Annotated in this window: 15 protein-coding genes and 2 pseudogenes; 3 read left to right on the forward strand and 14 right to left on the reverse strand. The window is 37.0% G+C overall.

Annotated elements, in window-relative coordinates:
* Positions 1-85 precede the first annotated feature (85 nt).
* The gene (locus tag LQ50_RS25630; protein WP_034624901.1) at positions 86-286 is read left to right on the forward strand and encodes a hypothetical protein; all 201 of its coding nucleotides are present in this window, start codon (positions 86-88) and stop codon (positions 284-286) included.
* Between the two features lie 73 nt (positions 287-359).
* Here the strand turns inward: LQ50_RS25630 and LQ50_RS00370 are convergent, their stop codons facing one another.
* Positions 360-1,481, reverse strand: coding sequence for a tripeptidase T (locus LQ50_RS00370; protein WP_034624903.1), 1,122 nt, complete (start codon positions 1,479-1,481; stop codon positions 360-362).
* A 169-nt stretch (positions 1,482-1,650) separates the two neighbouring features.
* Entirely contained in the window at positions 1,651-2,058 is a 408-nt protein-coding gene (gene mce / locus LQ50_RS00375; protein WP_034625380.1) for a methylmalonyl-CoA epimerase, read from the reverse strand.
* 156 nt (positions 2,059-2,214) lie between these two features.
* Here mce and prli42 point away from each other — a divergent pair, with 156 nt between their 5' ends.
* Positions 2,215-2,304 carry a stressosome-associated protein Prli42 gene (gene prli42, locus LQ50_RS25130; protein WP_152608134.1) on the forward strand — a complete coding sequence of 30 codons (90 nt, stop codon included), beginning with the start codon at positions 2,215-2,217 and terminating at the stop codon, positions 2,302-2,304.
* Between the two features lie 55 nt (positions 2,305-2,359).
* On the opposite strand, the gene LQ50_RS00380 is transcribed toward prli42, so the two are convergent.
* From LQ50_RS00380 to LQ50_RS25635, 6 genes and pseudogenes are all read right to left on the reverse strand, one after another.
* The gene (locus LQ50_RS00380; protein WP_034624904.1) at positions 2,360-2,884 is read right to left on the reverse strand and encodes a L,D-transpeptidase; all 525 of its coding nucleotides are present in this window, start codon (positions 2,882-2,884) and stop codon (positions 2,360-2,362) included.
* A gap of 59 nt (positions 2,885-2,943) precedes the next feature.
* Entirely contained in the window at positions 2,944-3,912 is a 969-nt protein-coding gene (locus tag LQ50_RS00385) for an aromatic acid exporter family protein (protein WP_034624905.1), read from the reverse strand.
* 114 nt (positions 3,913-4,026) lie between these two features.
* Positions 4,027-4,749: an amino acid ABC transporter ATP-binding protein gene (locus tag LQ50_RS00390; RefSeq protein ID WP_034624907.1), complete on the reverse strand. Its 723-nt coding sequence runs from the start codon at positions 4,747-4,749 to the stop codon at positions 4,027-4,029.
* Positions 4,742-5,398 (reverse strand): amino acid ABC transporter permease, encoded by a 657-nt coding sequence (locus tag LQ50_RS00395; RefSeq protein WP_034624909.1) that lies wholly within the window; start codon positions 5,396-5,398, stop codon positions 4,742-4,744. Before LQ50_RS00395 ends, LQ50_RS00390 begins: the two co-directional genes overlap by 8 nt.
* 101 nt (positions 5,399-5,499) lie before the next feature.
* Positions 5,500-6,096: pseudogene (locus LQ50_RS24565) on the reverse strand (transporter substrate-binding domain-containing protein); the annotation flags it as partial.
* 460 nt (positions 6,097-6,556) lie between these two features.
* Positions 6,557-6,709: a hypothetical protein gene (locus LQ50_RS25635; protein ID WP_202595329.1), complete on the reverse strand. Its 153-nt coding sequence runs from the start codon at positions 6,707-6,709 to the stop codon at positions 6,557-6,559.
* Between the two features lie 261 nt (positions 6,710-6,970).
* Here LQ50_RS25635 and LQ50_RS00405 point away from each other — a divergent pair, with 261 nt between their 5' ends.
* Positions 6,971-7,336 (forward strand): PilZ domain-containing protein, encoded by a 366-nt coding sequence (locus LQ50_RS00405; protein ID WP_034624910.1) that lies wholly within the window; start codon positions 6,971-6,973, stop codon positions 7,334-7,336.
* A 59-nt stretch (positions 7,337-7,395) separates the two neighbouring features.
* On the opposite strand, the gene LQ50_RS00410 is transcribed toward LQ50_RS00405, so the two are convergent.
* The 6 genes and pseudogenes from LQ50_RS00410 to LQ50_RS00435 all read right to left on the reverse strand — a co-directional run bounded on the left by LQ50_RS00410 (position 7,396) and on the right by LQ50_RS00435 (position 13,903).
* Positions 7,396-9,237, reverse strand: coding sequence for a PAS domain-containing protein (locus tag LQ50_RS00410; protein WP_237563614.1), 1,842 nt, complete (start codon positions 9,235-9,237; stop codon positions 7,396-7,398).
* Positions 9,238-9,397: 160 nt separating this feature from the next.
* The gene (locus LQ50_RS00415; RefSeq protein ID WP_034624914.1) at positions 9,398-10,246 is read right to left on the reverse strand and encodes a manganese catalase; all 849 of its coding nucleotides are present in this window, start codon (positions 10,244-10,246) and stop codon (positions 9,398-9,400) included.
* Positions 10,247-10,401: 155 nt separating this feature from the next.
* Positions 10,402-10,863, reverse strand: coding sequence for a spore coat protein (locus LQ50_RS00420; protein WP_034624915.1), 462 nt, complete (start codon positions 10,861-10,863; stop codon positions 10,402-10,404).
* 249 nt (positions 10,864-11,112) lie between these two features.
* Positions 11,113-11,484, reverse strand: a pseudogene (locus LQ50_RS00425) (spore coat protein); the annotation flags it as partial.
* A gap of 157 nt (positions 11,485-11,641) precedes the next feature.
* A complete protein-coding gene (locus LQ50_RS00430) occupies positions 11,642-11,971 on the reverse strand; it encodes a hypothetical protein (protein WP_034624918.1) in 330 nt (109 codons plus the stop codon).
* Positions 11,972-12,214: 243 nt separating this feature from the next.
* Positions 12,215-13,903, reverse strand: a complete 1,689-nt coding sequence (locus LQ50_RS00435) for a BCCT family transporter (protein ID WP_034624919.1) — start codon at positions 13,901-13,903, stop codon at positions 12,215-12,217.
* Positions 13,904-14,104 lie beyond the last annotated feature (201 nt).

The following is a 14,104-nucleotide window of genomic DNA, read 5'->3' on the forward strand; positions in this document are numbered from 1 at the left end:
CTTTACAAAAAAAGCCCATAGTTGCAAGACGAATCAGATTACGGTAAAGTTTTAACTACCAATTAGTAGGAGGGAGTAATAAGTTATGAAGAAAAAGAATTCTAATAATCAATCACGCCACTCTGATCTTCTTCAAAACATACTACTCCTTGAAAACATCACTCGTAGAGAAAAAAGAAGATCACCAACTATAGCTGAACTAGCAACCCTTGTTGGTGACTCAGAAGAACATATATTAGAATGCTTAGAGCTCGGCAGATCCACTTCACCCACCAATATCCATTAATTTATCTAATAAACCCTTCCTTTTCCATAAAAAACGGGATGTCCTAAGTTTTAGAACATCCCCCTGCACTAAATTATTTCACCGATACTTCTTTAATCACTGCAACTACAGCCTCTGAAAGCTTAACGAGTTCAGAAATCGGCATACGTTCGTTTTTCGTATGAATTTCCTCATAGCCTACAGCTAAGTTTACAGTCGGTATCCCATGTCCTGCAAAAATATTAGCATCACTGCCTCCCCCACTTTGAAGCAGCTTTGGTGTACGACCAATTTGTAACATCGCTTTTTTGGCCACTTCAACGACCTCGTCGCCATCTCCAAGCTTAAACCCTGGATACATAATCTCAACCTCTACTTCAGCCGATGTGCCCATCTCTTTGGCAGTAGCTTCAAAAGCTTCTTTCATCTTTTCAACTTGTGCTTCCATTTTCTCGGCAATTAACGAACGCGCTTCAGCCAAAATAGCTACGTGGTCACAAACGATGTTCGTTTGTGTTCCGCCTTCAAAACGGCCAATGTTTGCCGTCGTATCCTCATCAATACGTCCAAGAGGCATATTTGAAATTGCTTTTGCAGCTACAGTTATTGCAGAAATTCCCTTCTCCGGAGCTACACCTGCATGAGCTGTTTTTCCAAGAACTGTCGCCTTTACCTTTGCTTGAGTAGGCGCAGCAACAATGATATCGCCAACAGGACCGTCACTATCTAAAGCAAACCCGTACTTCGCTTTTAAAAGGGCAGGATCTAGAACTTTAGCACCATTTAAGCCCGATTCTTCCCCGACTGTTATAATAAATTGAATCGTACCATGCTCTATTTCTTCTTCTTTGAGTACACGAATTGCTTCAAACATAGCTGCAATACCAGCTTTATCATCTGCCCCTAGAATGGTCGTTCCATCTGTCACAACATAGCCGTCTTGAATAGATGGCTTTACACCATTCCCAGGTACAACGGTATCCATATGTGAAGTAAAATAAATTGTTTCGACACCTTCTTTCGTTCCCTCAAGAGTACAAATTAAATTCCCTGCTGCATGTTCTGTTTTACTAGCCGCATCATCCTCAACAACAGACACTCCTAAGTCTTCAAACTTCTTTTTCAAAATTGGGGCTATAATGTCCTCGTGCTTTGTCTCTGAATCAATTTGTACAAGTTCTAGAAACTCATCTACTAAACGTTGTTCATTTACCATATGTATATTCCTCCATTTTCAATTAAGAGCAAAGGGCAGAGTGTGGGTTGAAACTCCTCCTCTTTGTAAGCTCTACTAAAGTCAATCGTTAAAAAGGGACCCCCTATTTACGACCTATATAAATGGTACCGTTGTCTTTCATAAAGCGCAAGTTCTACAACAAGCTCCATTACATCTTCTCGCAAAATTCATATAAAACACCATTTGTTGATTTCGGATGTAAAAAGGCTACTTTTGCTCCACCAGCACCCTCAACCGGTGTTTCATGAATCATTTCTATCCCATTTTTTATAATATCTGCTATTCGAGATTTAATATCGGTCACACCTAAAGCTACATGATGAACACCCTCTCCTCGCTTAGCAATAAATTTTGCAATCGGACTATCCTTGGATAATGGTTCAAGTAATTCTATCTTTGATTGTCCAATTGCTAAAAAAGCAACCTTCACACCTTGAGATGGGACTTCTTCTATTCCGAGCAACGGTAATTGCAGATGGTCTTTATAAAAAGGTAGTACTTGATCAATTGAATGAACGGCGATTCCAATATGGTCAATTCTCTCTGGCCTATTCATGGTCAAACTATCACTCCTAAAACATCGTTTCATTTTTATTCTTTATTCAATTTAAGATTCCTTCTTTTATCTGGTATTTCTAGATTCCTCTTAGTCCAAAAACGTATAAGAGGATAAAATAGAACAAGGTATTGGTATTGAAGAGGAGGGTTTCACATGCCACGTAAATTTCAAAAAGCTATTATTTATATTATGATTGTAACTATGGTTCTTGGTACCCTTTTAATGGGTGTATCTTTTTTCTAAACAAAACGATAAAGCAAGCTCATTATAATGAAAAGGAAAGCACCTGGTATATACATTACCAGGTGCTTTCCTTTATGGCTCCAAACTCTTTTGCTATTTCAATATATGGTTCATCTTGATCGGTTATATATATTTTTGTCCCTAAAGGAATCCCATCAAATATCTCCTCAACAATTTGGTTTGGCAATCGAATGCAGCCTGCTGTAATGGAATAGCCAATAGAGTCAGGACGATTTGTTCCATGGATCCCGAACGTTCTACCGTCTGTATCATTTGCATCAAAGCCTATCCACCTGGAACCAAGTGGATTAGTTTTATCTCCACCTGGGATATCTTTCTTCCGATAATAAGGATCTTTTGCCTTCACAATAATGGTAAAGGTACCAAGTGGGGTCTCATCCCCTGTTTTACCGGTCGCAACTTTATACACTTCTTCCACTTTTCCATCGTGAATATAGGCAAGTTCATTCTTTTTGACATTTACGATAAGAAACGGATCTCCTACGATTGGATTTTCTCCAATTGGCCAAATCGGAGAAGCAAGTAAGAAAAATAACATTGCAAGAAGCGAGAGTCTCATTCATAATCCTCCCTTTACTTTTAGCAATTGTGCTCATCATATTTTTGATTAGTTTCTCACTACAACTTCTTTTTATCCGCATGATTCCATAAACGATCCTTTATATGCAAATATTCCTCAAGTTCATGTAAGATATAAACGAGAGAAGACCTGACTTCAAACTCCTCTCGCGTTTTTGGAAGTGGCATTTCTTCAAATCCAGCTCTCATCAAACGAATTCTTTCCAAGAAATAGGGGACTCTGTTAGCAGGACTGACAGACTGACTAAGTTCATCCATAAAATCGGCTACCGTCTCACTTTGAGAAACTGTTTGATGAATTTGTGATACAAATGGCATCAACCGTTCGATGATTTCAAATTGTTTCTCGCGCATCTTAAAGTAATAATAGTATTGATCATCATATCGCAAGATGTGATTATGAATATTTTTCAATGCAAGGTTCTTTCCTTGCTGTAGTAGCTCAATTGTTTCTGGTATTTCTTTCCCGTCCCAATCACTTTCTCCATATCGTAAATAAACGGATAATTCATGAAGAATGGTCTTAAAATGCTCCTCAATCTCTTTATGATACATTCTTAAAGCTTGATCACTATTTGGCATATAGAGATTCATTAACAAAGCAACTCCAACCCCAATAACAATGATCAACAGTTCATTGAAAATCAACGCCAATGACATGTTGCCCACTGTATAAAGATGAAGAATAATGACTGAGCTAGTAGCAATGCCTGCATTCATTCTTAATCGTACAACAATTGGAATGAATACGATCATAATTAAGGTTAGCGTCCATGGGTGATAACCGATCACCTCAAATAAAACACCACTTATCATCATCCCAATTAAACACGAAACGACACGAGCCCAAGATACCTTAAGTGAATCTCTTCTCGTTACAGAAATACAAAGAATCGTAATAATAGCAGCAGATCCGTAAAAATCTAAATGAAGTCCTTGAGCAATTGCAACGGCAAGTCCAGCCCCTACTGCTGTTTTTAAGGTACGATAGCCAATTCTAAATGACATGAGTTCCCTCTCTTATGTACAATTTATTTTTAAGTCATTTTACCATATATGTCATCTTTATATGATGTCCTTCATGAAAAGAAAAAAACGACTACATTTTTGCAGTCGCTTCAACTATAGTACTTTTTCCAAAAACTCTCTAGCCCGATCAGAACTTGGCGCATGGAAGAATTCACTCGGCGGCGCATCTTCCATTAGTATTCCTTGATCTAAAAAGAGAACACGATCAGCAACTTCCTTAGCAAAACCCATTTCATGGGTAACAATAGCCATTGTCATCCCAGTTGTTGCTAAATCTTTCATAACCGCTAGTACTTCTTTTACCATTTCCGGGTCAAGAGCTGATGTCGGTTCATCAAATAACATAACTTCTGGTTCCATAGCAAGTGCACGCGCTATGGCTACACGTTGTTTTTGTCCTCCCGAAAGACGACTAGGGTATTCATCACGCTTTTCAAGTAACCCTACTTTTTTAAGTAACGTTTCCGCTCTTTCTGTTGCCTCCTGCTTAGATAGTCCTTTTACAGTCATCGGTGCATATGTTAAATTGCCCAAAACCGTCATATGCGGAAACAAGTGAAAATGTTGAAATACCATTCCAATTTGTTGTCTGACACTTAGGACGTTCGTTTTTGGACTCGTTAATTCTTTCCCATCGACATAGATTTTACCTGATGTCGGTTTTTCAAGTAAATTCATACATCTTAGAAACGTCGACTTCCCCGAACCAGAAGGACCAATTATTGCTACCACATCTCCCTTATTAATTTCGGTAGAGATGCCTTTTAAAACTTCGACTTTTCCAAAGGATTTATATAAATCGTCTACTTTAATCACTGCGCTGCAATCTCCTTTCAATCAGTCGACCTATGATCGTCAATACCATCACAAGTAAATAGTATATCAGCCCAACAAATAAAAGTGCCTCAAAATATCGATAAATTTGTGCATTTAATACTTGAGCACGGCGCATAAGGTCCATAACACCAATAATAGAGACAATCGCTGACTCTTTTGTTAAGTTAATAAATTCATTGAATAATGCAGGCAATATATTTCGGAATGCTTGAGGTAAAATGATTCGTAACATCGTAGGACGATAGGGAATACCAAGTGCCTCTGCAGCTTCCTTTTGCCCCTTGTCTACGGCTTGAATACCTGCACGAATAATTTCAGAAACATAGGCTGCTGAGTTTAATCCAAAAGCTAATACCCCAGCCACATACGCCGAAATATCCATCCCAAACTGCGGAATTCCAAAATAAATTATTGATAATTGTAATATCAATGGTGTTCCACGGAATACTGACGTGTAAGCATCTGCAAACCAACGGAGCACTCGGAATCGACCAATTTTAAAAATGGACAAAATGATTCCTAACACTAAACCTAATACTAATGCTGCTGATACAAATTGTAACGTGACCCCGATCCCTTGTAGTAAAAAAGGGATATGGGGCACGATTTGGCTAAAATCCAAATTCATGCCCAATTATCCTTCCTATTAACATTCTTGTAAAACATAACACATCCCGCGGCAAAAATTTGCGCGCGGGTGAGATTTAAATAACTTTTATTTTACTGCGCCATATGACCTTCTGCAACAGTATCTTCCATTAAGATAGCATCGATACGTCCAGCTTGCAATTCTTGCATGATTTCAGGAATACGATTTAATTTCACTACTTCAAATCCATATTCTTCAGCAAGTTCATCTGCTTCTTCTTCTTGAATTGAACCTAATTGAACTCCAACTTTTAATCCTTCTAAATCTTCAAGAGATGAAAGATTCGTACTTTCTTTTGAAACAATTAGATTTGTTGCCTCATAATAAATATCAGAGAAATCCACATTTTCTTTACGTTCTTCAGTAGGCGTCATACCAGCTAATACGAAATCAACTCGACCTGATTCCATTGCAGGAATTAATGCATTAAAATCCATATCTTCTATTTGTAAGCTATAGCCTAATTCTTCAGTGATGTACTTAGCAATATCAATATCAAAACCAATAATTTCTCCTGTTGCAAGGTCAACAGATTCATACGGAGGATAATCTGCAGATGTTCCCATAATTAATGTAGTTTCTCCATCAGCCTGCTCTGTTTCTTCTGAATCTACTTCTTCAGTTTCACCAGCATCAAACCATTTTAATACTAGTTCATCCATTTTCCCACTTTCCATTAACTCATTTAACGTTTCATTGAACGGTTCAACAAGTTCACTTCCTTGTGGAAAAGCAATAGCAGACCCTAATTCTCCTTCTGTAGGTACTTCAAAGCTTACTAATTGATTAGCATCATCGCCACCACATCCAGCTAGTAATCCCACTGACATTACAGCAGATACCCCTAACATCCACCAACTCTTTTTCATTGTAAAATAACCCCCTGTATCTTTTTCAATATAATATTTATTCTCGTAAATGCATATTAACACATAGTTTAGTTGTTGAAAATAACTTTTTTCGCAAAATCATCATTACTATTATTAGCAGAATATTCATTGCTTTTCAATTATTCGAAGTAGATTACCTAACAGTAATATTTGCTATTTCTCAATATTTTATTGAAAGTCAACGAAAAGAGCGACCGATTTTTTTCGGTCGCTCTTAATACTAGTTTTCAATTGTTACGTAAGTATTTTAATCTGTAGCTTCTGCATCATCTTCTGCAGGCTCATCAATTGTTGCTGGATCATCCACTGGTGCATCCTCATCCACTGGCTCTCCACAAGCTGCTAATACACTGATAGAAAGTGCTCCTGCTAATACCGTATAAAGTAGTTTCTTGCTCATCGCAAATTCCTCCTTTGTCGTTGAGTTGGAATTATGATGCGCTTCCAACTGTAACCATCATACTAAACTACCACAGCCGTTAGAAGCATATTGCCTTTTTTTACAAATTTTCACAAACTCATTTGATATTATCACAATCTACTAACTTATTTTTTTAGAATTCACAGACTCTTTACATATGCGAAATTTATGGGTGTGTATCTCTTTTAAATTCAGTATACTAACGATATGAACTATGCAGAAGAAAGAGAGAGATTAACTATGCCTTATCGACGTAATGACGCTTTTCGTTATGTATTTAAGCACCCGATCGATGCTAAGTTTAAAATCATTAAAGTTGCTGATAAAGAAGTTGCAAGTTCAGAGGGCAGCTTAAAAATAGTTGATATTAGTCAAGGGGGCTTACGAGGAAATTCTACTCTAGCCTTACCAGATCCAAAGGATGCAACTGTCTTACTTGAAATTAGTTTGCAATTAAACTCTGAGATATTATTGCTGCATGGAGCTGTTGTTTGGAAACAGGCGTTAACATACTCGTTTGAGTATGGAGTTGAGTTTGAGCTAAACGAAGACCAAGGCACTTCTTTATTAAATGAATTAAAAAAATATGCAAAAGAAGTGAAATAAAAATTAATCATTGGCTTTTAGAGTGTCCCAAAAGTCAAAAAAAGACTTTTGGGGACTCCCTATAAAGGTAACATTTCGTTTTTCTTGATTTCTAATTGGGCAGGTAAGATAATTTCCATTTTTGTTCCCTTGCCTTCTTCACTATAAATATTAAAAACCCCATTATGATGCTCAATAATTTTATAACAAACCATTAAACCTAAACCTGTTCCTTTTTCCTTTGTCGAATAAAATGGTTCACCTAAACGCTCTATTCTTTCTTTTGGGATTCCACACCCATTATCTTCGACCTGAATGCATATTTGATTATCTGGATGATTTAATATACGAATTGTAATCTTTCCATTCTCCCCAATTGCTTCTATTGAATTACGAATTAAATTTATAAACACTTGTTTTAACTGTTTCTCTAAACCATAAATAAATGGAACTTGTTCATATTCAAACTCTAAAGTAACATTATTCATATTTGATTGCGTTTTGGTTAGGGTCAAAATTTGATTTACAAGATTTAAAATATCTAGTTCCTCCAATTGATTATCAAAATTGGGCTTAGCTAACGTTAGATACTCATAAATGATCGCTTCTACTCGCTCTAGCTCTTCCATAACCAAATTGATATAAAAAGGATTGTACTGTTGTTCTTTTTGAAACAATTGCAAAAAACCTTTCACCGTCGTTAATGGATTTCTAATTTCATGCGCTACTCCCGCAGCAAGTTGAGCTACTACGGATAACTTGTCTGATTTCCTTATAATATCATCTACTTTTTTTCTTTCTGAAATATCCTTTAATATCGTCCGAAAAGCAGATCTCCCGCGGAATTTAATGACCGTTGTCGTGGCTTCTACTTCTAGCGTCTTCCCTTGTTCCAATTGAAGGCAGTAAATGGTATTAGCCACAGATATTTTCCCTAGAAGTAACAGCCGGCTATCCTCTCTCACTCTCGCCCTATCATAATTAGATAATAGACTATTTAATTTTAATCCAATTAATTTTTGTGGATGAATAAAACCAAAAAGCTCTTCCCCTGCTGGGTTCACATAGATAAGTTTTACACCATCATGAACCATAATCGTCTCGGGTGTATTCTCTACCAAGCTACGGTAGTTTTCTTCTTTAATCCGAAGTTCCTTCTCCATTTTCTTCCGTTCAGTAATATTAATGAAGTACATCGTAACTTGTTCATCTGAACGATAGGCTCTTACATCAAACCATTGCTCATGATGTTCGTGGAAATATTCCACTTGTGTATACTCCTCACCAACAAGCAATTGATAAAGTTGCTTTGTTAACGTTTCTTTCTTATCCTGTTTTATACTTTCCCAAAAATCACTTCTTTGTAATTCTTTCCAAGACATATTTAACATTCGTTCAGCTTCTTCGTTTACGTATAGAAATTGTCCATCTAGTCTAATGGTAATAATAGCATCTTTTATTCCATCGAGAATTTTTTTCGGCAATCGAACTTCATCTCGATTTCGAAGGCTTGTTTCGAGCAACGAGGTTTCTCCTTCTTTGCCCATGACCATTAGTCGATCAAGTTGAAAATGGAAACAGATCTCTCCTTCTATAGAAACATCTGTAACTGTAAATAATATGGTCTGAAGGTACCCTTTTCCATGTAATACTAACTTTTCAATTTGACAGTTCTTTCGCCCCTTTTTCAACAATGTTTCATTTGGACTTTGTCGATCTAGATGGTCTTTATAAATAAAAAAAGAATCTATATTTAATAACTGAATCTCCTCTTTTGTATAACCTAACTGCTCACAAAATGCTGTATTAACGAACAGAAATTCACCATGTTCATTTACAATGGCTTGTCCTTGTAACGACGCCTCTAAACAGGAAGAAACAATCGAACCATTCATATCTATCCATTCTCCTAACTTAGGCAAACTATTCCTCTCGATAAGATTCGCCGTTATCCCTATAAATCCTGTTTTTTCTCCAGTTTTCTTACCTTATATCATTCGACAAAAACAAGTGACTTTTCTCATAATCTATAAAAAAAGCCGACTTATGGAGCTTTCCTAGTCGACTTTTCTATAGTTATTTCTACATCATGTGAGGTGGCATATGTGGGTCTTTTGGCAACATTGTATTATGAACATAAGGAGGTGCTGGTCTTAATTTTGGAATTTTCCCGAATGGCTTTGGATTATGATAATATTTAAATTCTCCCAATCCATCCATACTTGGGCCAGAAGCCCAGCGCCCCGCTTTGCTTGCTGTTCCACCAGAGAGATCATAATAATCGTAAGCAACTTCTTGCTTTTCTAAAGCACGTGGGAATGTACTTGGAACAACGATGTTTTCCTTTTCTTCTAATTCACAGATCGCCGCATACCATTGATTTTGGTGCATCGTATCACGTGCAATTAAAAAGGAGAGCATATCTTTTACCCCAGGGTCTGTCGTCATTTCATACAGTCTTACAGCTTGTAAGCGACCTTGTGACTCTGACGTTAAATTTAATCTGAAATCAGCCAATAAATTCCCACTTGCATTAATGTAGGCAGCCGTCCATGGATTTCCGACACTATCTGCTGGCATTGCTCCAAGTCCACTAACAATGACATGTTGTGGATTCATCCCCCCGAGAACAGCCCCAATGACAGGATCCTTAGCTGCCGCTTCTTGATCCCCAATTGGTGCGTTATCTAAAAGACGAGCAATCATTGTTGCTAACATTTCGACATGGGCCATTTCTTCCGTTCCTGTAGCTAACAATAAATCTCGATACTTTTCTTCCCCCCGAAAGTTCCACCCTTGAAACATATACTGTAACGCTACTGATATCTCCCCAAACTGACCGCCTAATATTTCTTGTAGCTTTTTTGCGTAAACTGCATCCGGTCTAGATGGTTTTGCATTGTATTGCAATTGATCAACATGATAAAACATGATTTCAACCTCCATACATTTTAATTATTTGTTCATAGCTACACTATTCGATTAGATATCAGCAGGTTACAATATCCCAATTATAATTTAAATATTATGCATGTTGAAATGAAGGCAGGATACTTCCTGCCTTCTACAAAATCATGATCGTTCTATTAAAGAACATCAAGGTTAACTAGTAACGCGAGGAGAATTTGTAACAATAATTGAATGTTTACTCCAATTTGCGTATCTGTCGTAGTGACATCGACATTTCTTGAGTTTTCGATTACTGTTTTTTGGAATGTCATTTGCTTTGTTTTGGTGCTCTGTAATAACTCTTGTGTAATTTGTTCAGCTTGCTCGCTGCTTGCGATGGAAATGCTAATAACTAATGCAATTGCAGCTTGCAATGATGCTTGTAATGAAACGGCTGCTTTTGTGTCTGTTGAACTTACATTTACATCACAAGAGTCTTTAATAATAATATACTCCTCAGACTGTTGAAATGTCTTATCTACTTGTTGGGCACCTTGCGTTTCTGTGTCGTCGTCTAATGGGTGACAAGCTTTCGAGTCAAGCGCAGACCACCTTGTTGTATCTTCTTTTTTTGATGAATAGTATACATCTTGATTCATTTGCAATTCCTCCTTTCCGTTTCTAATTTACACTATGTCTTAATGCGGATTTTGCTTGGTCATTTGCCTCGGTTCATCTGATTAATTTCAAAATTCCTTGTAAAGTTTTCGGAGTTATCAAAAATGTCCTACGATAACTTTAGGGACAACCCAGACCAAAGCTTAAAATCATGACAACTTTAAAAGCCTAGAGAAGAGCTGTTTCTCTCTCTCTAGGCGAGCAACGAACAAAAACCATTGCGTCCTCCTCTAAAGGATATCTAAGTTAACAAGTAACGCGAGGAGAATTTGTAATAGCAATTGAATGTTAACCCCAATTTGCGTATCTGTTGTTGTTACATTTACATTTTTGGAGTTTTCAATAACGGTCTTCTGGAACGTCATTTGTTTTATTTTTGAACTTTGGATTAATTCTTGAGTGATTTGCTCTGCATCGTCACTACTTGCTACAGAGATGCTAACAATTAAAGCGATCGCTGCTTGTAATGAAGCTTGCAATGAAACGGCTGCTTTTGTATCCGTTGAACTAACTGTAATATCGCAAGAATCACTAATCAATATATACTCCTCAGATTGTTGAAATGTTTTATCTACTTGACCAGCTGTTTGAATTACATCTTGACTCATATTTCCTTCCTCCTTTCCTTCTCTAATCTACACTATTGTCTTCTAACTAAATTTGCTTGGTTATTTGTCTCCATAATTGCGCCTATTTTTATTGTGATGAATGATATTTGTTCAGAGCATTGGGAAATACTAGCACTGCTTCAATCCATTCTTAGGAAAACTTATTAAAAAAAGTTTTTACATTCGATAAGTCATTGTTGCTTTTCATCATCTTTTTTAATGATTCCTCAATAACTGGGTTTGCTTGAACTGGTTCTTTTTCCTGTACGTTTTGAGGAGGATTGTTTTCCTTAAAATCCTCCTCGCTTATACTTTTGTTTTGGTTTTCAAGAAATTTCTCTACCTCTGATTGAATTTCTCCTACCACTTTCTTTACTTTCTCTTTTTCCTCATTTGATAATTCAGATACTGGTTTCACATTATGCTTGCTCAGAACTTTTTTCACCATTATATCCATAAGCTCTTGCTGATAATTGCTCATTATAACCGCTCCTCTCTTCCTTTCATTTATAGCCGAATGGCATTATTAGAATATGATACAAGCGGAAGCAATGTGTTAGACTGTTGCGGAGTTCATTAGTAATAAATCTAGCATTGAACTAAAAGCTTACCGCAAAAGAGCATAAAAAAAGCGTCTTAAAGAATATATTTCTTTAAAACACTTCAAAAAAACAGGAGGCACTAAAACAGAAATCTTTTACGGCCTCCTGTTATGGTTTATTATTTATTTCTTATTATCATGTTCAATATCCAACTCTTCTATTAAATCCTCTTTTATTTCTTCTTTCATTTCTTCATACATTTCCTCTTTCATTTCTTCCATTACTTCTTCTTTCATTTCCTCATACATTTCTTCCCGAATTTCTTCTTTTATTTCTCTTCTGTTTCTCTTACGACGCTTTCTTCCTTCAAGTTTATAATCTCTTCCTAGCATAATTACAATCGAAACAACCATAAGTGTCATAATAATTGCAAATGGGAGTGCCGCAATAATTGATGCTGTTTGCAGTGCACTAAGGCCCCCTCCTCCACTGATCAAGAGTACAGCTGCTGTCCCTGCAATTAAAATCCCCCAGAGCATTTTTGAAAATAAACTAGGATTTAAGCTACCATGAGAGGTCATCGCACCTAATACATACGAAGCTGAGTCAGCCGATGTAATAAAAAAGATTAGAATGAGTATCACTGCAATGAAACTAGTGATGCTACTAAGAGGCAGTTCACCAAGTGTAGCAAATAGTGCTAATTCTACATTATTCATAACAAGATCTCCAATCGGAGCTGCTCCAGCAATTTCTAAACTTAATGCCGTTCCTCCGAAAGTTGTAAACCAAATAACAGCTAATATGGATGGTACCACTAGGACACCTGTCATAAATTCTCGGATGGTACGTCCACGGGAAATCCGAGCAATAAAAATCCCCATAAAAGGAGCCCAAGCGATGTGCCACGCCCAAAAGAAGATAGTATTTGTTCCAAGCCACGCACTTTCAATAAAAGGCGTCATCGTCAAACTCATTGAGGCAACATTTGTTATGTAACCACCTAACGTGGTCACAAAGCTCTCAGCAATAAACAACGTCGGTCCCACAACAATAACAAAAAGCAATAAAATAGCTGCAACGGCTAAATTAATATTACTTAACCTCTTTATCCCTTTATCTACTCCCTTAGCAGCTGAAAACATAAAAAGAAATGTAACGACCGCAATGATTATGACTTGAGTCGCCACCGTATTTGGCACAGGAGAAATATAGGAGAGTCCTCCTGTAATTTGTAGTGCACTTAGACCAAACGTAGTCGCAACACCTGTACAAGTTGCTATGACAGCAAGGATATCAATCGACTTGCCTAACCATCCATGAACCTTATCACCAATTAGCGGGTAAAACGCAGAACTAATTAGCGCAGGACGATCTTTACGAAACTGCACATATGCTAATGTTAAGCCAACGATTGAAAAGATTGCCCACGGATGAAGGGCCCAGTGAAAAACTGCATAACGTAGTCCAGCAACTGCTGCCTCTGGCGTTTCAGGTGTAAAACCACTAGGTGTGTCAAAATAATAAAGAACTGGTTCAGCTACTCCCCAAAACACAAACCCTACACCAATTCCCGCAGCAAAAAGCATCCCTATCCATGAGTACCACGAATACTGCGGTTTCTCTCCTGGCTTTCCTAAACGCATACTTCCAAGCGGACTAATAGCTAAAACAATCACAAATAATACAAAAAAAGCAGTAACTAACATATAGAACCAACCAAAGGTATCTAACATCCAATTAAGACCTTGTCCTGCCGCATAATCAAGTGAGCTTGGCGACAGCGCACCCCAAATAACAAACAACCCAACTAATATTGCCGATATAATAAGAACCATACTTACTTTTTTTGATTCATTTCCTTGATCCATAATAACCTCCCTAAACAAAAACAAATAATCAACGTAGATAGTTAAAAGTTAATATTACCCCAAATCCATAACACGATAAACCTATTTCTTGTTAATCTTCTGTTATATTCAGACATCTTATTCTTTTATCGCTTCACCAATTCCAATAATTGTAAAAAAATTTTACAGTTTAGAATCTATTTTTATAGATAAACTAAGCGA

It is taken from the genome of Halalkalibacter okhensis, from assembly GCF_000787375.1.
GTDB classification, from domain to species: Bacteria; Bacillota; Bacilli; order Bacillales; family Bacillaceae_D; genus Halalkalibacter; species Halalkalibacter okhensis.

What these genes read in the sequence shown, in the direction of transcription:
- mce (WP_034625380.1), bottom strand. Translation starts at nt 2,058, where the DNA reads ATGAATAGGCCAGAGAGAATTGACCATATTGGAATCGCCGTTCATTCA.
- LQ50_RS25630 (WP_034624901.1), top strand. Translation starts at nt 86, where the DNA reads ATGAAGAAAAAGAATTCTAATAATCAATCACGCCACTCTGATCTTCTT.
- LQ50_RS25635 (WP_202595329.1), bottom strand. Translation starts at nt 6,709, where the DNA reads ATGAGCAAGAAACTACTTTATACGGTATTAGCAGGAGCACTTTCTATC.
- LQ50_RS00430 (WP_034624918.1), bottom strand. Translation starts at nt 11,971, where the DNA reads ATGAGCAATTATCAGCAAGAGCTTATGGATATAATGGTGAAAAAAGTT.
- LQ50_RS00395 (WP_034624909.1), bottom strand. Translation starts at nt 5,398, where the DNA reads ATGAATTTGGATTTTAGCCAAATCGTGCCCCATATCCCTTTTTTACTA.
- LQ50_RS00420 (WP_034624915.1), bottom strand. Translation starts at nt 10,863, where the DNA reads ATGAATCAAGATGTATACTATTCATCAAAAAAAGAAGATACAACAAGG.
- prli42 (WP_152608134.1), top strand. Translation starts at nt 2,215, where the DNA reads ATGCCACGTAAATTTCAAAAAGCTATTATTTATATTATGATTGTAACT.
- LQ50_RS00385 (WP_034624905.1), bottom strand. Translation starts at nt 3,912, where the DNA reads ATGTCATTTAGAATTGGCTATCGTACCTTAAAAACAGCAGTAGGGGCT.
- LQ50_RS00415 (WP_034624914.1), bottom strand. Translation starts at nt 10,246, where the DNA reads ATGTTTTATCATGTTGATCAATTGCAATACAATGCAAAACCATCTAGA.
- LQ50_RS00380 (WP_034624904.1), bottom strand. Translation starts at nt 2,884, where the DNA reads ATGAGACTCTCGCTTCTTGCAATGTTATTTTTCTTACTTGCTTCTCCG.
- LQ50_RS00370 (WP_034624903.1), bottom strand. Translation starts at nt 1,481, where the DNA reads ATGGTAAATGAACAACGTTTAGTAGATGAGTTTCTAGAACTTGTACAA.
- LQ50_RS00405 (WP_034624910.1), top strand. Translation starts at nt 6,971, where the DNA reads ATGCCTTATCGACGTAATGACGCTTTTCGTTATGTATTTAAGCACCCG.
- LQ50_RS00435 (WP_034624919.1), bottom strand. Translation starts at nt 13,903, where the DNA reads ATGGATCAAGGAAATGAATCAAAAAAAGTAAGTATGGTTCTTATTATA.